The 19516-nt window shown below is 54.6% G+C and carries 20 protein-coding genes and 1 pseudogene; 4 read left to right on the forward strand and 17 right to left on the reverse strand.

All coding sequences use genetic code 11. The features are described from left to right. From ABSE13_RS05715 to mtrE, 5 genes and pseudogenes are all read right to left on the reverse strand, one after another. Window positions 1-122 (reverse strand): annotated as a pseudogene (locus tag ABSE13_RS05715) (tetrahydromethanopterin S-methyltransferase subunit A); the annotation flags it as partial. Window position 123: 1 nt separating this feature from the next. Beyond that, window positions 124-417, reverse strand: coding sequence for a tetrahydromethanopterin S-methyltransferase subunit MtrB (mtrB, locus tag ABSE13_RS05720; protein ID WP_424027544.1), 294 nt, complete (start codon window positions 415-417; stop codon window positions 124-126). Between the two features lies 1 nt (window position 418). After that, window positions 419-1267, reverse strand: coding sequence for a tetrahydromethanopterin S-methyltransferase subunit MtrC (gene mtrC / locus ABSE13_RS05725; RefSeq protein WP_424027545.1), 849 nt, complete (start codon window positions 1265-1267; stop codon window positions 419-421). A 10-nt stretch (window positions 1268-1277) separates the two neighbouring features. Next, complete coding sequence (gene mtrD / locus ABSE13_RS05730; RefSeq protein ID WP_424027546.1) at window positions 1278-2129, reverse strand: tetrahydromethanopterin S-methyltransferase subunit D; 852 nt, start codon at window positions 2127-2129, stop codon at window positions 1278-1280. Next, window positions 2126-3025: a tetrahydromethanopterin S-methyltransferase subunit E gene (gene mtrE, locus ABSE13_RS05735; protein ID WP_424027547.1), complete on the reverse strand. Its 900-nt coding sequence runs from the start codon at window positions 3023-3025 to the stop codon at window positions 2126-2128. The genes mtrD and mtrE overlap by 4 nt, the downstream gene beginning before the upstream one ends. 662 nt (window positions 3026-3687) lie before the next feature. Here mtrE and ruvC point away from each other — a divergent pair. The 3 genes from ruvC to ruvB are packed head-to-tail and all read left to right on the forward strand — an operon-like array spanning window position 3688 to window position 5765. Continuing rightward, complete coding sequence (ruvC, locus tag ABSE13_RS05740; RefSeq protein WP_424027548.1) at window positions 3688-4158, forward strand: crossover junction endodeoxyribonuclease RuvC; 471 nt, start codon at window positions 3688-3690, stop codon at window positions 4156-4158. A gap of 4 nt (window positions 4159-4162) precedes the next feature. Then, the gene (ruvA, locus tag ABSE13_RS05745; protein WP_424027549.1) at window positions 4163-4759 is read left to right on the forward strand and encodes a Holliday junction branch migration protein RuvA; all 597 of its coding nucleotides are present in this window, start codon (window positions 4163-4165) and stop codon (window positions 4757-4759) included. Between the two features lie 4 nt (window positions 4760-4763). Then, on the forward strand, window positions 4764-5765 hold the full coding sequence (ruvB, locus tag ABSE13_RS05750; protein WP_424027550.1) for a Holliday junction branch migration DNA helicase RuvB: 1002 nt from the start codon (window positions 4764-4766) through the stop codon (window positions 5763-5765). Between the two features lie 97 nt (window positions 5766-5862). Here ruvB and ABSE13_RS05755 read toward each other — a convergent pair whose 3' ends face one another. From ABSE13_RS05755 to ABSE13_RS05810, 12 genes are all read right to left on the reverse strand, one after another. Continuing rightward, the gene (locus tag ABSE13_RS05755; protein ID WP_424027551.1) at window positions 5863-7020 is read right to left on the reverse strand and encodes a TIGR04083 family peptide-modifying radical SAM enzyme; all 1158 of its coding nucleotides are present in this window, start codon (window positions 7018-7020) and stop codon (window positions 5863-5865) included. Between the two features lie 287 nt (window positions 7021-7307). Further along, window positions 7308-8996, reverse strand: a complete 1689-nt coding sequence (gene mcrA, locus ABSE13_RS05760; RefSeq protein WP_424027552.1) for a coenzyme-B sulfoethylthiotransferase subunit alpha — start codon at window positions 8994-8996, stop codon at window positions 7308-7310. 2 nt (window positions 8997-8998) lie between these two features. Next, the gene (mcrG, locus tag ABSE13_RS05765; protein ID WP_424027553.1) at window positions 8999-9766 is read right to left on the reverse strand and encodes a coenzyme-B sulfoethylthiotransferase subunit gamma; all 768 of its coding nucleotides are present in this window, start codon (window positions 9764-9766) and stop codon (window positions 8999-9001) included. Between the two features lie 7 nt (window positions 9767-9773). Next, complete coding sequence (mcrC, locus tag ABSE13_RS05770; protein ID WP_424027554.1) at window positions 9774-10409, reverse strand: methyl-coenzyme M reductase I operon protein C; 636 nt, start codon at window positions 10407-10409, stop codon at window positions 9774-9776. A gap of 2 nt (window positions 10410-10411) precedes the next feature. Then, on the reverse strand, window positions 10412-10882 hold the full coding sequence (gene mcrD, locus ABSE13_RS05775) for a methyl-coenzyme M reductase operon protein D (RefSeq protein ID WP_424027555.1): 471 nt from the start codon (window positions 10880-10882) through the stop codon (window positions 10412-10414). Between the two features lie 17 nt (window positions 10883-10899). Next, a complete protein-coding gene (gene mcrB / locus ABSE13_RS05780; protein ID WP_424027556.1) occupies window positions 10900-12213 on the reverse strand; it encodes a coenzyme-B sulfoethylthiotransferase subunit beta in 1314 nt (437 codons plus the stop codon). A gap of 418 nt (window positions 12214-12631) precedes the next feature. Continuing rightward, the gene (locus ABSE13_RS05785) at window positions 12632-13090 is read right to left on the reverse strand and encodes a hydrogenase iron-sulfur subunit (protein WP_424027557.1); all 459 of its coding nucleotides are present in this window, start codon (window positions 13088-13090) and stop codon (window positions 12632-12634) included. Next, complete coding sequence (locus ABSE13_RS05790) at window positions 13091-15265, reverse strand: 4Fe-4S dicluster domain-containing protein (protein WP_424027665.1); 2175 nt, start codon at window positions 15263-15265, stop codon at window positions 13091-13093. It abuts the gene before it with no gap. A 10-nt stretch (window positions 15266-15275) separates the two neighbouring features. Next, the gene (gene hdrB, locus ABSE13_RS05795) at window positions 15276-16199 is read right to left on the reverse strand and encodes a CoB--CoM heterodisulfide reductase subunit B (RefSeq protein WP_424027558.1); all 924 of its coding nucleotides are present in this window, start codon (window positions 16197-16199) and stop codon (window positions 15276-15278) included. Between the two features lie 2 nt (window positions 16200-16201). Beyond that, the gene (hdrC, locus tag ABSE13_RS05800; protein ID WP_424027559.1) at window positions 16202-16783 is read right to left on the reverse strand and encodes a CoB--CoM heterodisulfide reductase subunit C; all 582 of its coding nucleotides are present in this window, start codon (window positions 16781-16783) and stop codon (window positions 16202-16204) included. 5 nt (window positions 16784-16788) lie between these two features. Beyond that, on the reverse strand, window positions 16789-17964 hold the full coding sequence (locus ABSE13_RS05805; protein ID WP_424027560.1) for a 4Fe-4S binding protein: 1176 nt from the start codon (window positions 17962-17964) through the stop codon (window positions 16789-16791). Between the two features lie 22 nt (window positions 17965-17986). After that, window positions 17987-18253: a ferredoxin family protein gene (locus ABSE13_RS05810; RefSeq protein WP_424027561.1), complete on the reverse strand. Its 267-nt coding sequence runs from the start codon at window positions 18251-18253 to the stop codon at window positions 17987-17989. A gap of 301 nt (window positions 18254-18554) precedes the next feature. Between ABSE13_RS05810 and fhcD the strand changes: the two genes are divergently transcribed. Beyond that, entirely contained in the window at window positions 18555-19439 is an 885-nt protein-coding gene (gene fhcD / locus ABSE13_RS05815) for a formylmethanofuran--tetrahydromethanopterin N-formyltransferase (RefSeq protein WP_424027562.1), read from the forward strand. The last annotated feature ends 77 nt before the right edge of the window (window positions 19440-19516 follow it).

Below are 19516 nucleotides of genomic sequence, written 5' to 3' on the forward strand. Positions count from 1 at the left end.
ATGCCCTGTTCATCGAGGTGAGAACCCATGGTGATAACAGCCACCGGGCTGTTAGCGTCCCCTGAGTGGAAGTCTCCCTTGACGAGCGGCCATCCACTTGCTGGTGATTTCTTGTCTGCCATATCAGCTCACCTTGATCAACTGGAATGCAATGATTCCTGCAATGAATAGTCCAACGGCAAGTCCATACCACAACGAGGTGATCGTGCCACCGATTGCAAGCCCGTGCTCCCTGTTGGGGAACGAGGCGAGCAGGTTACCTTCTCCGGAGAGCATGTTGACCAGATCGTCGCTGGTTGCTTCGAGGATTGCAACTTTTTCGAGGACCGGCGAGAGTGACTCGCCCGCCGATGTAATGATGCCGATCATCGGGTCAGCGACAAGGCCGAATTCCGGGAGTACCTGAATGTATGCCATGTCAGTGCCCCTCCACATCAGGAATTGGCTTTGCGTCGAGCCATGCGGCTGCGTCACGCTTGGACAGGACCATGTACTGGCAGTAGGTGTATCCCCATCCGATGATGGCGATGACCAGCGAGATAAGTGCCGAACCGACACTGATCAGGGCAAAGGACATGATGGCTGCAACGAGCATGGAAAGGAACCCGCACTCTGCAGTAAGCATGAGCATGCGGTCCTGTTTCCAGCCGGGTCCGAGACACGCGTTGAACGGGTGCTGGATTGCGATTGCTCCAAGGAGGAACGCGACTGCAATCAGGCAGCCGCCCATGAATGACTGCTGCTGGGTCAGGAGAACCTGGCCGAGAACGGTGACGGTTCCTGTGGTCAGTCCTGCGAACGTGAATCCGCCGGTCATCAGTGCTGCAAAGCCCATGAGGGACAGTGCGCCGACAACTGCCATTTCGGTCAGTGCCTGCACCATGGCCGGGATCTTCATGTTCAGGATGTTGTTGGAAACATAACCGAGGATGAACCCGATGATGGCTGCAAGGATCAGTGCGACAATGGGTGCCCAGATATTGAACCTGGTTGCCAGCAGCATCGCAATAACACCTGAGCCGAATGCAATCATACCTGCTGAGGGAACTCCGGTACCGATACCGTAGCTGCAGAGCACCTTGATGGTGTGACTCCCCCAGATCAATGCTGCGACCACCGCAAGACCACCGAAGAATGAGAACATCTCGGTGCCGGTGAGTACATTGAGGTATGTGAGGTAGAGACAAACAAGGGTGCTCACGACTCCCGCAATCATGATCTTATTGTGCGGGACGCCCCCTTCAATTACTTCAACTTTTATTGACATCTTCTACACCTCAGAATGGTCCCAGCGGCAGCACGATAAGCACAGCTGCAAGTCCGCAGAGTGCAGATGCAACAGCGGATGCAACAATTGCCCGTGGCCAGCGCTTGAATTTCGGGTCATGGGGTCCTTCGATGGTTCCCGTGATGTTGTAGGCAGTGAGCACTGCATTCACGAGGAACATACCCACGGCGAACATACCTGCCATGGATATGGCGATCGGCAGGACCTGTTCCGGCTTGAGGCCCATCAGCGTCGGGAGTGCTCCCTGGTAGAGGTTGAGCAGCTCGAGATAGATGAGCGTACCGCCGGCACCGGCAAAGATACCCCCAGTAACGCCGCCAACGAAGGAGACGAACGGGAGGCCGTGGCCCTCAGTACCCTGGGATTTGTATTCCGCCTGGGTGTCTCCGGTGATTGGGTCCCTTGCTACCTTACCTGAGGCTGCAGGGATACCCATGCCGAAAACATAGACAAAGTTGACCATCATGCAGGTGATTGCCATCATCAGGCCGCCACCAACGCCGCCAGTGATGACGACGACAATAGGGTCCTGGCCTGCTGCTGCTGCCCATGCTCCGCCGAAGAGACCGGCAAGTCCGCCACCCGCTGCGAGCATCGCGACACCGGTAGCAATACCGGGTGCCTGGCCCATTGCAGCGGGTGCACCGCCGACCGGGACGAAGTGGACACCGAACCCAATCATGACACCACCAATGATGATGCCGATGAGGGCCATGAGGCCGACGGTCGGGGAAACGAACCAGCATATTCCAAGAAGGATCAGGACCAGGATAACACCCACACCCATTGCGGTCGGGTTCATTGCAGATCCTGTTGCTGGCTTTGCTGCGACTGCGCTCATGAGGATGCCTCCTTGATTTCCGAGTAGGGTCCGTAGTTCTTCCGTGCCCATACCTCGATGTACCGGTCAACGACCGTGAAGATGAGGATCAGGAGAACACCGATTGCGATTGAACCCCAGCCGGCTCCGACTTTGTCGAAGAGAATCGTGCGCCAGAGTTCGAGGAAGACAATCAGGCCGAAACAGATACCGGATGCCGAGCCGCCAATCTTTGCGGTGAACCATCCGTTGTCGATTGAGTTGCGTTCGCCTGCTTCTGCATAGCGTACGATGTTACCGGACGCTGAGATCGGGACACCTGCACCGAACTTCTGGTTCTGGTACTGGCGTTCCTTCCCGTAATACGGGTTGCCTGTCGCAGATCCTGCTGCACCGAGTGCAATACCCCAGATCAGCGCGAGCAGCGGCAGCGGGAACGGGTGTCCCAGTGCGCCGTTGATCAGCTGACAGAGTGCAACGGTTGCAAAGATTGCGATAAAGGCGTGTGCCATGGTAACCGTCGTCATGGACTTCAGGATGTCCACGTAGACCGGCTGCCCGAACTTGGACAGGCTGGCTGTCCTGCCTACATATGCGGTGGTTGCATAGACGCCCTGTACAAAGACTGCAAGTACAGAACCGAGAACGATTGCAAGAACCGCGTTAAACTGCATCGCCATAAAGGCCCATGCGAGACCTGCTCCAAGACAACACCAGAGACCGTATGCTGGGGGTTCACCTGCGACCGCCTTGTTGAAGATGCGGTGCAGGAAACCCATCTGCGGAGCGAGCTGAACCTGTGAGTTCGGGTCACCCTGTGATCCGATGTTGGATTCAGTATCTTCCGCAGCACCGGCTACAGTGGCAAGAGCTCCTGTCAATGCAGTTATTCCAATGCCAAATACAATTTGTTCCATTTAGCCTCCTCCCTACGTGCAAATGCACGAGAGTATTCAAAATGCAATGCCACGCACATCGAGTAAATACTCTTTGTGGTTAGTGTAAATTTGGTCTGGTCTCGATTAAAAGGTTTCGAATTTATTCCGACGAAATCGGAGTATAAATCACGCCGATTAAAAATCAGGGTCAGATTCAGGATTATTTAGTCATCTGGATTTGTGTTAAGGAAAATTTAGTTGAGTTGAGGTCAATCGGGTTTGCGTAATGGATGAGATCGGCAAGGGATCTCTCCCCTGCCGGTTGTTCTTCTGCGTTCCCCGTTCCCTCAGGCCAGGGCTGCTACCCCATCTGCCCCGCGATACCGGATGCGGTCCGGGAATTACCGGATCACGTTCTTCATCCTTCATGACAGGCCGGTTATAGAAGTGATATCCATCCGGAGAAAAAAGACCGGTATGGACTACTGAGCCGGTTGCACGGGATGCTCCGTCTCTTTATATTCTCATCACCGCCCGTATCAACTCCATCATGCACGGCTTCGCCCCGGATAACCTGCACTCCGGGACACCTTCCGGGAGTATGACCTCCCTTCATCCGGCCCGGCCGATCACCTTCACCCCGCACACCAGTGCCGTATAAAACAGGAGCGACAAATACCTGATCAGGAGCATTCTTCAGAATGATCGTCTTCGGGATAGACCCCGGGCTGGCACGCGTGGGATACGGGGTTATCGCGGTCAATAACCGGAAACCAGAACCGGTCTGCTATGGCTGCATCGAATCCGGCAAGGACCAGCGCACATCAGAGCGGCTGCTGCACATCTATACCGAACTTGCAGCCCTCTTTGAGAAATACCCGCCGGCACATGTCGCGGTCGAAAAACTGTTCTTTTCCAAAAACATCACGTCGGCCATGAGCGTCAGCGAAGCCCGTGGGGTGATCCTCCTCTTGGCAGAACAGCAGCAGATCCCGGTCACGGAATACACCCCGAACCAGGTCAAGCAGGCGATCACCGGATCCGGGCGGGCCGACAAGCGCCAGATGCAGGATATGATCATGCGGCTGCTTCATCTGTCCGAAATCCCCCGGCCCGATGACGCGGCCGATGCCCTTTCGATTGCCTTATGTCATATCCATATCATGAGATAGTACCATGATCGCGCTTCTTTCCGGTGAACCGGTCCTTGCAGGCGACCGGTGGGTGGTCATCGATGTCCATGGCGTCGGGTACCAGGTGCAGGTCACCCAGCCGGCCCTCCAGCAGCTGGTAAACACCCATGAACCGGTGAAACTCTTCATCCACATGGCGGTTCGCGAGGACGCGATCACCCTGTACGGGTTCCTGCACCAGAGTGAACTGGAGATGTTCCGGATCCTCATCGGCGTCACCGGTATCGGCCCGCAGATTGCCATGAACCTCTTGTCCCAGATCGGGATCGGGGAGTTCGCCATCGCGATCCTGAACGAGGACGAGAAGGTCCTGACCCGGATCTCCGGTATCGGGACGAAGAGTGCGAAACGGCTGATCTTAGAGCTCAGGGACAAGATGAAGAAGATCAGCGAGACGATACCCCGCGGGGAGACCGGAAAAGACAGCATGGCGGTTCATGACGCAGTCAGCGCCCTTGTCTCGCTCGGGTTTTCGGAGAACGAATCCCGGGATGCGGTCAATGCAGCAGCCCGTGCACCGGGCACCCCCTCCGTTCAGGGTCTCATCAAGGCGGCCCTGGTCAGGTTAAAGGAGCGGTAAGGTCATGACCGAGCGGATTATCTCACCGGACCCCCTGACAGAAGAGGGTGACGATCCCACTATCCGGCCGGACCGGCTCGAAGAGTTCGTCGGGCAGGTGCAGGTCAAGGAGAGCCTGAAGATCGCAATCGAAGCCGCCCAAAAACGTGGTGAACCCATAGACCATATCCTGTTCTCCGGGCCGCCGGGGCTTGGCAAGACCACGCTTGCCCATATTATCGCCCGCGAGATGGGGGCGGATATCCGGTCCACGACGGGCCCGGTGCTTGAGAAACCCGGGGATATTGCCGCACTCCTCACCCCCCTCCAAAGGGGGGATATCCTGTTCATCGACGAGATCCACCGGATCAACCCGGTCGTCGAGGAGGTACTGTACCCGGCAATGGAGGATTTTTTCATCGATGTGATGATCGGTGAAGGGCCGAGTGCGCGCTCGATAAAACTGAACCTCGAACACTTTACCCTCATCGGGGCCACAACCAAGCAGGGGCTCCTCGGCGCACCGTTCAGGGACCGTTTCGGCATCGTCTCCCGGCTCGACCTGTATGCTCCCGCCGAACTGGTCCGGATCGTCACACGGAGCGCGACGATCTTAAAGATCCCGATCACACCCGAGGGAGCGGAGGAGATTGCGAAACGGAGCCGGGGAACTCCCCGGATTGTCAACCGGCTGCTGCGACGGGTGAGGGATTATGCCACGGTCAAAGGGGATGGCACGATAACGAGGGAAATAGCGAACAATGCCCTTGCCATGCTGCAGATCGACAATCTTGGCCTCGACGAACTGGACCGGCGCATTCTCGCGGTCATAGCAAATGACTTCGACGGGGGTCCGGTCGGGGCAAAGACGATTGCCATCTCGGTCGGCGAAGAAGTGCGGACAATCGAGGATGTGTACGAACCATACCTTATCCAGATCGGTTTTGTCAAGCGCACTCCCCAGGGACGGGAAGTCACGTCCGCTGCAAAAAAGCATCTCAACAATCCGCAGAAGACGCTGGTGTGACAGCGTCGTCTGATGACGAAGCCACGGGAACGGTATATCGTGGAATTACCCATTCGTGCTTCGGTACCGGATGCGGACCGGTTTTCTGTTGTTGCGTTTACTTCGACACAATCGCCCGCATCAGCGCCATCACACCGGGCTTCGCCGGTTTTCGTGACACTGGCGCACCGAACCCCATCCCCGGCATCGGCTCATCGAACATCTCGCTGTTCAGCCTCTCATTGAGTTCATCGAAGATCTGCTTGTATGCCACACAGTGGGGATCCACCCCGTCCAGCGATCCTCCTGAAGGGGCGATTGCATTATACGGGCACCCGCCCCGGCAGTATTTGATGTGCGAACAGTCCTTGCACGCTTTGTCTACATACTCAGAGAATGCCGTCATCCGCCGGCCTGGCTCTGACTGCATGAGCTGCTCCATTGCAGGCCGGTCCCGCACGTGGCCCATCACCCACTCCGGCATCCCGACAAACCGGTAGCAGGGGTAGATGCTCCCCTCGGGGCCGATGGCAAAGGTGTTGCCCATGCAGTTGACGAAAGTACAGACCGATCCCCGGCGGGTAAAGACGCACCGGCAGAGATCGTTGATGTTCATCACTTCCATAGTGCCGAGATTTTCGAGGGACTTGTCGAGGAGATAGACGAGCAGCTCTCCGTACTCTGCCGGCTCCAGCGCCCACTCCTTCGGATTTTCCGAGCGGAGCGATGGCAGGGCCGGGTGGAGTTTTAAAACGAATCCCTTCGCCTTGAAAAAATTGAAGATTTCCTCCCTACGCTTCATCGATTTGTTGGTGAACGTACAGATGAACCGCACCACGAGCCCGTGGGCTTTCGCAATCTCGTAGCCCTGCATAGTCTTCTTAAAATATCCATCGCCCCGCTGCGAATCGGTGATATCCTCAGGACCGTCGATACTCGATCCGATAGGGACATGGTACTCCGCCAGCACCCCGGCAATCTCCGGTGTCATCCGCCAGAGGTTTGTTTGCATCGCGAACTCCGGGGTGATTTCTTTCAACTCGCCCGAGAGCAGGGGCAGCGCCTGCCGGTAAAAGTCTGCGCCGGCAAGGAGCGGTTCCCCCCCATGAAACGTGAATGTGACCCGGTCAGAACGGAAATTTTTGAGCCACGCAACCACGTCTTTTACCGTATCGATGTTCATGATCGGTGACCCTTCCTCCGAACTCCAGCAGTATTTGCACTTGGAGGGACATCCTAATGTCGGGATGAGCATGATGTGGAAGGGATTTTTCATGATACTTTTGTGTTTCTCCTGTGAGGGTAAGATGGTTACGAAACCAACGCTTTCCCTTGTGTGACCGTGATGGGTTTTGCTCTCACCAATCTCCTTCTGCGACCGAGCGACATCAATGAAGCTGGAACATCCGTTTTCAGGGATCTGGTTGCCTTCTTCTGCTATCCGGCACTCTGCAGTTTCCGGAAAAACGATCTCATCCGCTAACGCAAAAAAAATCGGACCGGTACTGAACTGGTATGAAACACCGGAAAAAAAGAAAAAAATTTGTGTTGGGGAAATCGTGCTTACCTGGCGGGGATGATCAGTGAGCGTTCGCCGGCTGGCATGAACTCACGGATTGCACCACGTGCGAACTCGCGGCGGGGTTCGGAGAAGTCGAACTTGAGCGACGGGTCTGCGAAACAGATCTTAATCAGCGGGGAGAGGGTCCATGCATCCTGGCGTCCATAGTGGGCGGCGGCTGCAATGGCTGCATATTCTCCCTGGTGACCGACGTTCATTGCATAGTTCGGGTAGTTCGGTCCACGGAGCTCGCCGATACAGCCTTCGTCGGGTCTGATCGACATTGAGTTGGTTGAACCGCACTGGTCCTGCAGGTCGTAGCCGAAGAAGCCGAGACGTGACCAGCCTTCCTTGTGGGCGAGCATGGACATATACCATCCGTTCAGACCGGCGTTGGAGTTTGCCGTAGCCAGTGAACAGGAGATACCTGCTGCTGCTGCAAGGACGGATGCACGCTGGGATCCGCCGAAGTGGCTCTCGAGGGTGGTGGGGTACTGTTCGTACTGTTCCATACCGTAGAGAGTGACCTCAGTTGCGATGTCGTTGAGGACTTCCTGGGTCTTCTTTGCCTTGCCGAGACCACCGTGCTTTGCCTTGATGTAGTCAAGACCGTAGTAGCAGTAGTCATCGAGGATGTTGTCGGTGTATGCAGCGGTTGCATACTGGGTGAATCCGACACCACCGGACATGTAAGATCCGAGCCAGATCTGGTCGAAGAGCATTGCACCTGCACCGACGACTTCAAGGGTTGCCTTGACGGGGTCGTTGGGGTACTTGCGGTCTCCCTGGATCATATCTGCAAAGTGTCCGAACTTGATGCCACCTGGCTCGTTCGGGCCACGTGCACGGCGGGCGGGCAGGATGTCTGCCATCTGGATAACACCGGCGTGCTTTGCGGCGAATGCGAGGTCAGCGACTGCTGCCTCACCGGCGCACATGTGGTAGGCACCGATGAAGGACATACCGATCTGCATTGCAGACCACCGGGAGGTGGTTCCACCGTCGCAGGTCCTGCTGACGGTCGTCGGGATGTGCACTGCCTGGTACATCGACTTGCCGACTGCTGCTTTGAGTGCTGCTGCACTCTTTGCCGGGAAGAGCTTGTCGAGGTTTAAGAGGAACTGGGGCTCGATGTCATCTGCCATCTCGTCGTCGCCAGTGAAGATCTTCACGTAGCAGTCGTCGACAAGTGACGGGTGGGTCTCGACCATGTGTTCCTGAACAACGGCTGCACCGGGCATTGCATGGTTCAGCACGTGGAGGTACTCGTTGATGGTTTCAGGAGTAACTTCCTTGCCGAGCCGCTTCTGGAGGGTGTTGTGGGCGAGGTCAAGACCTACGATGATGGTCCTGCGGATGTCGTCCCACATCTGCTGCATTGCGGCGTTGTTGACGAAGTGGAGGTCGTCGCCTTCTACAAAGACGTTGGTTCCGCTGACTTCGTAGGTCATCAGCTGGCGCTGACCGAGCGGGATACCACCACAGTGGCAGCGCTTCGGGTCATACATGGAGATACCGCGGTCCATCTCGGCCTTCTTACCGGCCTTCATGAACTCGACTTTACGCGGGGACTGCTCAAGACCTTCACGGGCAAAGACGGTGTGGGTTGCCTGGGGGTCCTCTGCAAACTTCTCCTTCATGGCCTTCAGGAAGAGCTTCTGGGTTCTCTCAATTTTTGCTGCTTTTGCCATAATTATGCCTCCTTTGGCATGAAGCCGTATTTTACCCTCAGTGAGTGGATACGCTGGATGTATTCAATCAGTTCAGGGTCGTCACGGTAGGCTGTGCCCACGAGTGAGTGGTAGATGGTTGAGTTGGCCTTGATCCACTTTGCGTCCATCGGCTTGCCGATCTTGACTTCTCCGTCAAGGGGAACGCCGACCTGGTCCTTGACAATCTTGACAATGCCTGCCTTCTTGTCGAGGATACAGCGCTGGAGCATGTCGAACATCATGCCGTTCTCATCGAGACGGAGGGAGTGCCCGTGCACGGTACAGCCACGAACGCCGGTGAGTGCGGGGTCAAAGAGCTCGGTGTTGACGAGGTCTTTTGCATATTTTTCAAGATCTCTCTCACGGCACTCGACGATCTGACGGCCTGACAGGGTACCCGGGTCAATGCCGCGGAAGCGGTATGACTCGAGGTAGGATCTGAGGTAGGGGTGGCAGGGTGCGTTGTACATTGAGTCGGTAAACTGGATGTACCGGACGCGGTCGCCGGCTTTTGCACCGTCGGTCGGGGTCACGAGCTTGCGGACCGGGCAGTTGGGCTCCTGCTGCTCAGCGAGCGGCGGGTGTGCACTCTTGTAGGCTGAGCCTGGTGCACGGTGTCCCATGATCAGGACGAGATCCTTGTCAGAGACATCCCGGAGCTTCGTGAGCTTGTGGTTGGGGTCCATCTGCTTGCGCCTGTTGTCGGCGACAGCGGTCTGGCCGGGACAATACTGGGGTTTGTATGCCATTTTTTTATCACTCCAATGTTTCCTTTTTTTTCACAATTTTCATTACTGACGAAATGACTTCTGCCATCTTCTCGCGTGTGGGGGTCTGACCCCGGGTCACGCCGCTCACGATGGACATGACCGTACCTTTGGTACGGATCTTGTCTTCCGGCGGCATCACCACTGACGTCTTCACTCCCTCCTTTGCGAAATCCTCATAATCAACCGGGGACTGGGAGACCACGACCGCCTTCACATCACAGGCCTGGAGAATAAACCTGACCTTGTGCACCACGTGAGAACGTACGTTCCCGTGGTGAAGGATGGCGATTTTGTGTTTCTCGATCTGCACGATCTCTTTTGGAGTAAGCCCAAAAGAAGCGCCGAGGACGCCACCGCCTATTTTCGGTGCGTCCGGCGGTACGCCACTACCGGCATTCAGCACCAGCGTACTGATACTGTATTCCACGCCCTGCTGTCGCAGGCCCGAGGTAATATCGCACACCGGCTTGGTCACGTGGCGGCGTCCGGGAGACATTCCGACCACGATCACATCCGGGTACCGGCACTCGGAGATGGTGCCCCTCTGGGCAATTCCGCCTCCTTTACCCATGCCCATTGCCTCGCGGCAGTCAACAACCTGGGTTACTCGTCCAATCGGCATAGTTATTTTATTCCCTGGAGGATTATCGGCTTGGACTTGCTGCTAGGATCAGCAAGGCCGAGCATTTCTTTGTCCGCGTTCGGACCGAACTTGCAGTAATCCACAAGTGACGGTTCGGTCTTCATGTATCTGCCTTCCTGGATCCGGAAGGTAAAATCCGTAAAGACCGGTTCGATTGCGGCTTGCAGTGCGGGGATCACATCACGGCTCTCCAACTCAAGCAGAACGGTGCCGACATGGACCTGGAGGGGAACCTCCTGGTCGCCGACGCGGATGGTCTTCCTCATGGGATGAGGATTGGCCTGTCCTTTTGCCGGCCCGTAAGGTATGGTGGCGGGAAGGCGGGGCCCGTTGAGGACCATCCGCCGTACACCAGCAACACTGACGACTTTGTTCAGCAGGCGTTCTGTTGTCTCGGGGTTGAGCAGACGCTCGGTGATTATCCTGCACTGGGGGAACGTGGCTTCGGTCATTCGTATCCTTTGAGGGTTCAGATACCCTTTGCAACTGCCTGGATCGGCTTCTTGAATGCGTCAAGCTGGCCGAAGGTGTCCTGGTAGATCTTCGAGGTGTGCTCGGGTCCGAACATCTGGGTTCCTGCGTCGAGTGCACAGGCTGCAACGATACAGGGCATACCTACACCGGCTGCGTGCCTGGTTACGACGTGGTTACCGTTGAAGACACCGGGGCCGCCGCCACCGTAGATTGAGTGGCTGAAGAACGAGAACCCGACTGCGACACCCATTGCGCGACCGAAGTCGGAGCCTGGGAGGCCGGTCTCGTGCTCGAGCAGGTCGTTGAAGTAGAGCAGGGTTGCTGAGACTGCCTGGGCGAAACGTCCGGCACCACAGTTGACCATGGTTGCTGCAAGAGTACCTGCGGATGCGTAGGCGTTCCAGAGCATGGGGTCCTTGGTGTCGTAGAAGATGTAGCCGCTCTTGCCTTTCTTGCCTGCCTTGATGACCTTGTCCTCAAGTGCACGCTCGACGAGGCTCTGCACGACAGTACCGATGGTACCGGTCTTGCCGTTCTTCTTGACGAGATCGTAGACAATGTTGTTTGCGTTGAGTCCCTGGTATGCGTAGAGAAGGAGCTGGGCGCGTTCGAACGGGCCGACTGCATTACCCATCTCGAACATACCTGCCTGTTCGAAGGTTGCTGAGAGTGCTGCACCCTGCATTGCATTCCGGTGGGTCATCATGACCGCGTGGTTGGCCGGAATATTACGGAGTGCATAGCCGAGACCTTCGTTGAACTGGGGGATCGACAGAATCGAGACGACATTGCCGCCCTGCATGTCCATAGTCTGCGGGTAGGTACCCCAGACTGCTGCCTTGACGTAGGAACCGTCGAACATGTCGACCTTGTACTGGTCAACCAGTGCATAGGTGGTGGCTGCTGCCACTACGGTTGATGCGACATCGTAGGTTGATGCTGCATCCATACGGGCAGTCGGGCACTCGACAAGGATCATCTTGCCGCCGCCGACCTTGGTGATCTTGGTGTTGTCACCCTCGTTGACCTGGACCATGTCCTTGATCTTGGCTGAAAGTGCGTCACAGTCCTTGACAACGCTGCAATTCATGTTGCGGCCGAGAATCTGATTCGACTTGCCGCCGACCTTTCCGGTCTTTAAGGCATCCTCGATACCAGCAAGGTTGACTGCAACGGTCCTCTTGGTCAGGTCAATGACCTGCAGAGCGCCCTTGTTTACAACCGGGCTGATCTTGTCAAGAGTGACACTGCTCTTTAAGAGCTTACCCTCATCGTCGTAGAGGTCGATCGTTTCTTTGTATTTTGCCATGTGAATTCCTCCAAATTTCCATTTAACCGCGGTACAATACTGTCACTGAACGATGGTGTGTACTAACAGGAACACTGGTGGTGAATGAAAGTCGCTATTGCACGTCCCCTAAGATGGGACAGACAATAATTCCCAATTTCTCCATATAAGCATTCCTATTTTATCTCGGAAAAAAATTTTATATTTTTTTTAAGATACAAATAAAAACGGAAGCAATGTTCAAATATTACATAAATTCCTGCTTTCATTGTTTTACGCAGTATTAACTATGCAAAAAAAAGTACTACTGGTTGTTATATCAGCTATAATAATGTTCGATTTTCCTGTGCGCTGTGTAGAAAAAAATAAAGGATTTTGGCCAGGTTGCTGATGCGCTTGATGCGTTCCCGGTTAATCCATGGTTGCTGTTTGCAGTGCGTTATTTGTTGAATTCACTGATTGGACTTGGTCCGAGTTCGCGTACTATGTTGACAACATCCGTGACAACAGCACCCCACTTTGCACCTTCGGACGCAGATACGAAGGTCATCCTGAAGCGTCGGTCATCAAGCCCGATGCTCTTCATCAGGCGCTTGACCATGAACATGCGCTTGGCTGCCTTGTAGTTGCCTTCAAGGTAGTGGCAGTCACCAAAGTGACAGCCCGAGACGAGCACACCATCGGCGCCGTCTGCGAATGCCTTAAGGATAAATAGCGCGTCGATACGTCCGGTGCACATGACACGGACGATCCTGATGTCGGGCGGGTACTGGATACGACCGCCGCCGGCAAGATCTGCACCGGCATAGGAACACCAGTTGCAGACGATACCCTGGATCTTGGGCTGCCAGATGCCGGGTCCCCGTTCAGGGATGGTGAAATTTCCTGGAGCTGACATTTACTGCTCACCTCCGAGCAGGAATGCATCGATCTGTGCCACGATTTGTGGTGTTGTAAAGTGGTTCATCCAGATGGCACCGCCAGGGCAGAAGCCTCCGCAGGTGCCGCAGCCTTTACACTTGGCTTCGGTGACCTCCATAACTGTGCGACCGTCTTTTTCAACAAGTGCCAGAGCACTGTAGGGACAGAGGTTGACGCACATGCCGCAGCCTGCACATTTCTCTTCGATGCAGGTAGCAAAGTACGGCTCAAGTTCCACTTCCCCCTTGTGGATGGGGATGCTTGCCGCAGACGCTGCACCTTCGGCAGATGCTACGGTATCAGGGATATCCTTGGGTCCTTGGCAGACACCGGCAAGGAAGACACCGGCAGTTGTTGTACCGCACGGGTTCAGCTTCGGGTGTGCCTCAAGCAGCCAGCCATCCATGGAACAGGAAACACCGAAGAGCTTTCGGGTCCGGTTGGTGTCAGCCGAAGGCACTACTGCCGATGCGAGTACAACCATATCGACTTCCATATCAACCGGGCGGTCGAGCAGGGTGTCGTCTGTCATGACATGGAGGTTCTTGGTGGCCTTGTCTTCGAGAATGTTTGCAACACGACCACGGATGAATTTCGCGCCCTCGTCCTGAATACGGTAGTAGAATTCTTCATACATCTTGCCGAATGAACGGATATCCATGTAGAAGATATAGGGAGTGCATCCTGGGATCTTCTCTATGATCTGGTGGGCGTGCTTGAGTGAGTACATACAGCAGAACCGCGAGCAGTAGGGCTTGCCGGTTCCGGTGTTGTCACGGGATCCTGCACAGAGTACAAAGGCGACCCGCTTCGGGGTCTGGCCATCACTCGGGCGGACAAGGTGGCCGCCGGTTGGGCCGGATGCACAGATAAGCCGCTCGAATTCGAGGCTCGTGATGACGTTCTCGTACTTCTTGTATCCCCACTCCTCTTTCTTCTCAATGGGGAAGATGTCGTAGCCGGTTGCGAGGATTGCTGTTCCGACCTTGACCTTGATAAATTCGTCCTTGGATTCGAGGTCGATTGCCCGCTTCTCGGGACCGCAGATAGTTACGCAGAGTCCGCACTTGATACAGGAGTCGAAGTCAATCGTATAGATAAGGGGAACGACCTGCGGGTGGTTGATGTAGATTGCCTTGCGCGGCTTCATGCCAACTTCGAACTCGTTGGGCTTGATGACCGGGCAGACTGCATCGCAGTCACCGCAACCGTTACAGCCGCCACCGACAATTCCGCGTGCCTCTGCCTCAATGGGGGTTAGCACACCGCGTGCCTTCTTGCGGATGGTCACATCGAAGTTACCAATGTAACCTTCGACTGCATCAACTTCCGAGTAGGTATACAGCTCGATATTTTTGTCTCTTCCGACATCCACCATCTTGGGTGTTAAGATACACTGGGAACAGTCAAGGGTCGGGAAGGTCTTGTCGAGCTGGGACATGCGTCCGCCAATGCTTGGGGCAGACTCGATTAGGTAGGTCTTGATGCCCGCTGCTGCCAGATCGAGGGCGGCCTGCATACCGGCAACACCGGCGCCGACGACCATCGCTGCCTTTTCGACAGATACTGCCTTCGGGTAGAGATCCTGGAGGAGTGCCGCCTTTGCGACTGCAATCCGAACTGCGTCCTTTGCCTTGTCAGTGGATCCTTCGCGGTCGTGCATATGCACCCATGAGTTCTGCTCACGGATGTTTGCCATCTCAAACCGGAACGGGTTTAACCCGCCCTCTTTTGTGGCGGTCCTGAATGTTGGCTCGTGGAGACGGGGCGAACATGCTGCTACAACGATACCAGTCAGTTTGTGGTCCTTGATTGCCTTGTCAATTTTACCCTGCCCGGGCGTGGAGCACATGTACTGGTAATTGTCTACATATTCAACGCCGGGAAGTTTACTTGCATATTCCTGAACCGTAGGGATATCCATTGACCCTGCGATGTTGGTACCGCAGTGACAGATGAACACGCCGATGCGTGGCTTCTGCGCGGTCGTGCTACCGGTTGTTGCTGCTACTTTTGCCGGGGCTGCTGCCTTTGGCTTAGGGGTAGCTGCGGGGGCCTGTTTCTTGACTTCCTGTTTCACGGGAGCTTCCTTCTTTGCATCCTGCTTCTTGGTCACGGGCTTTTTGGTAGTTGATTTCTTCTTTTCTGCCATCATTACCACCTCACAGCACCTTCTGCAGGAAAGACTCACAGCTGATCCCATGGAGATCAAGCCCGAGGTCCTGCGGACTCATTCCCTGTGCCAGTCCAAGGAGTTCAGCGAAGTGAAGGACGGGCAGGTTGTAACTAACACCAAACTTCTCCTGAATCTCGATCTGGCCGCGGTCGAACTGGAGCTGACAGAACGGGCAGATATCGGTAAGGGCATCTACCTTCTCTTCCTTTAAGTTGATCAGCTTCTCGTTGGTGATGTCCAGTGCATGGACAATATCGTACCCGCGGACACCGCCTCCGGCACCACAGCACTGCATCTTGTTGCGGTATTCAACCGGTGTTGCACCAAGAGCAGATATCAGTTCTTCCATCCATACGGGGTGCTCCGTGTTGAGCATGACTTCCTTCTCAAACTCCCGGTCCTTGTGGGGTTTTGTCAGGTGGCAGCCATAGTGGACTGCGATGCGGGCACCGGTCAGGGGATTCGTGACACTGTCGCGGACCTTCTCGACACCGATAAATTTGTCATTGTAAAGAAGCTCAGCGGTGTGGTACACGTTAATGGTACCCTTATACTCCATGTCGACTTCCTTGAGGACTTCATTGACATTGTCGCGGAGATCCTTGTTGTGCTTGAGCTTGTGGTTGACCTCCCAGATTGACTTGTAGCAACCGTTGCAGACAAGGGCAATGTCCATCTTCATCTGCTCGGCGAGCACGAGGTTCCGGGCCGCCATTGCATAGAAAACACTGAGGTCGATTGAACCGAATGCACCTGGTGCGGGGCAGCAGCTTGCACCCTTAAGGGGAACCAGCTCTACGCCAAGTTTTTTCATGGCCTTGATGGAGGCCGATTCTACGCCAGGATAACGGTTGGGGGCGATGCATCCGAGATAGAATGCGAACTTGTGATTTGCACCTGATTCAGACATTATCAGCCCTCCCTCTCCTTGACGATCCTGTCGGCATTTGCCTTGAGCTTGTAGTGGTCAATGATCTTCCTGATACCGGGCATATATTCTGTATATGTGTGAGTGGTTGGCGGATCACGGGTCAGACCGAGCCGCTCGCGGGCTGCACGGTTGACATCGTTGTTCGGGACACCGTGGCCTGAGTTGTAGATCGCTTGAACGGTCTTGAGGAAGTTGACAGGTATGATATCCCTCTTGAATGCGAGGTTCCTCATGGACATGATAACATCCGTGGGGATGATGTCACGCGGGCAACGGTCAGAGCAGCTGTAACAGGTAGTACAGAGCCAGAGGTCCGGGTCGGTCAGTGCCTCATTCTCGAGACCGAGCACCGCTCTCCTCATGAATTTGCGGATCCGGTAGGTGCTGCGGGGGGCTGACGGGCATGAGCCGGTGCAGGTACCGCACTGGAAGCACATGTGGGCGATGGTGCGGGAGATAGCCCTCACGTTCTTGGTGAATTCAGGATTTGAGTCCTCGCGGAAGTATCTCTGCTCGTGGAGTTTTTTCTCCAGCGCTTCGGGATAACCTTTTGTTCGTGCCATGCTGATCACGCCTTCTCCATCATCTTGAGGTTGACCTGTCCGGTAATTTCTTCTTTAACTTTCGAAGTTCTCTTCTCGAAAAGTTTTGCCTTTATCTTGTTGAACAGGTCAGTTTCCTTGCCCTTCACGCGGATACCGGTTCTCTGCAGGACGATGATGTCTTCACCGGGGCATGCATTGACGCAGGCACCACAGAGTATACAGTAGTCCTTGTTGACGGCAATAGTCGCTTCGATGCCGTCACGCTTCATCTCGGCTGCGGGTATCGATGACGGGAGGTAGATTGCATTTGCCGGGCAGATCTCTGCACAGGTTGAGCAGCCACCGGGACATTTATCGGCGTGGAATTCGATGTCGCCTTCAAAAATCTTCTCAACGGTGATTGCCTCGGTCGGGCAGTTCCGTGAGCACCATGTGCACGTGCAGCAGTTGTCCTGGATAATGTCAACTTTGCCGTCAACTTTATCAGAAATAACTTCGCGTTCAACGGTAATGCACTCTTCAGGGCATGCCTCAACGCACACCTTACAGGCATCACACTTGGTCTCATCCCAGATGACGTCGCCTTCGACTTTGCCGGCTTCTGCGGTGAACTGCTTGTGTTTCACCACGATTGCCGGGCAGAGGGCACCGCACAGACCGCAGAGAGAACATTTCTCTTTGTCTACGGTAAATATCGTCTTGGTTTTGATTGCAGTCTGGCGGTCCTTGGCACCGGCCACCGGACCCTTGTACGTTCCCTCGTACGCAGGGACATTGCGGTCAATGGCATCACGCGGGCATACCTCTTCACAAATGGTACACCTGACGCATTTCTCGTCGTCAATTTCCGCTTTCATGTCGTATTGCGGGAACCCTTCCTTTTCGATGATTGGGAGTCTCTCCTGTCCATCCACCTTCAATGTCAATGCATTGAACGGGCACATGATGACACAGACGCCACAATACGAGCACTTGGTCTCATCGACATCAATGGGAGCAGCGTAATTTATAGCGCCGCGTCTTGACGCACCGACCAGTCCAAGGACAATGGCGTCCTCGGGACATGCTTCGACGCATATGCCGCATCCCGTGCAGGTCTCTGCATTGAGAATAAGGTTATTTACGTTCTGAAGGAGTTTCTGCTCCATCACAACGTTAATACCGTCTTTCTTTTTGGAAAACTTTGGAAACAATGCCATGAATTAACCCTCACGCTGTTTCTTATTGCACATCTGCCGCTGATCTTGATTCCCAGGGGCCTGCAAGTCTGATAACACCATATGGGCATGCCTGAACACATACGCCACACCCGGCGCAGAGTTCAATCCTGAGATCAAGGATGACGGATTTTCCGTCCCTGACTGCATAGATCTTTTCTTTTGATGCAGGATCTACTGTATGAATCTCTAACGCGTCAACAGGACATGCAACCACACAATTATTACAGCCAGTACAACGTTCCATGTTGATGTGCACTGCAAATGCCATTCGCTTTTCACGCACCAGCTATGATCGATTCTGAAAATCGACTAACAAAAAGTGGTAGAAGAATCTAGATAAATGTTCTGAAATTGGTTGAGGGAGCATGCCCGTTTTATACTGATTTTATTTATTTTAGTTTAAATACCCGATTGGGCAGTTAACGTAAAAATCCTGTAAGTTAAAATGATCTTTTGTACTTTCCTCTTTTTTTTTCATGCGCTCCCGAAATACCGGTTTACTCAAAAATCAATTTAGAAAATTTATTCAACCACCATCATTGTACCTTTGTTGTACCGGAGGTTATCATATGGAAATCAACGGCGTTACGATTGACGATACCTATGCAGAGGCATTCCCCACCTGGGTCTGCCGGATCATCATCACTGCGGTTACAAAGGAATGGGCAAAGAAAGCAGCTACCGAGGCAACCGGTTTTGCAACATCTGCGATTGGCTGTCCCTGCGAGGCAGGCATTGAAGGTTATATCCCGGCAAGTGAAACTCCAGACGGTAGACCCGGCGTGGCCATCCTGATCTGTGCCAGCAAGAAGAAACTCAAGGAACAGGTTGTGGAGCGTCTGGCAGAATGCGTACTGACTGCACCGACCACCGCAGTCTTCAACGGTATCACGAATGCAGAAGAGAAGATCCCGGTCAAGCTCCACTTCTTCGGCGACGGCTACGAATACCAGAAGGAAGTTGGCGGCCGCAAGTGCTGGGTCATTCCGATCATGAATGGAGAATATGTCGGCGAGGAAGAGTTCGGCATTGTCAAGGGTGTTGCCGGAGGCAACTTCTTCATCATGGGCGAGAATCAGATGGCCGCCCTCATGGGTGCCGAGGCAGCAGTAGAGGCAATCGATGCCGTCCCCGGTGTCATTACCAGCTTCCCCGGTGGCATTGTCGCCAGCGGTTCAAAAGTCGGCAGCCTGAAATACAAGTTCATGCCTGCATCCACCAACGAGAAGTACTGCCCGACCCTTCGCGAAAAGGTCCCGGACACCAAGATTCCGGCAGGAGTCAAGGCCGTGTATGAGATCGTCATCGATGGCGTGGACGAGAAGTCGGTAGCAGCCGCAATGGGTGCCGGTGTCAAGGCCGCTGCAAAGATTCCCGGTGTCACGTTCATATCGGCAGGAAACTTTGGCGGCACGCTCGGGCCCTACAAGATTGACCTTCACAAAGTACTCTAACTTTTTTTAACTGAAAATTTTCCGGTAGTTATCGATCTTTATATATATGGTTATTGCCGATTCTTTTGTTAACGAAA

Source organism: Methanoregula sp. (assembly GCF_049518935.1).
Taxonomy (GTDB): domain Archaea; phylum Halobacteriota; class Methanomicrobia; order Methanomicrobiales; family Methanospirillaceae; genus Methanoregula.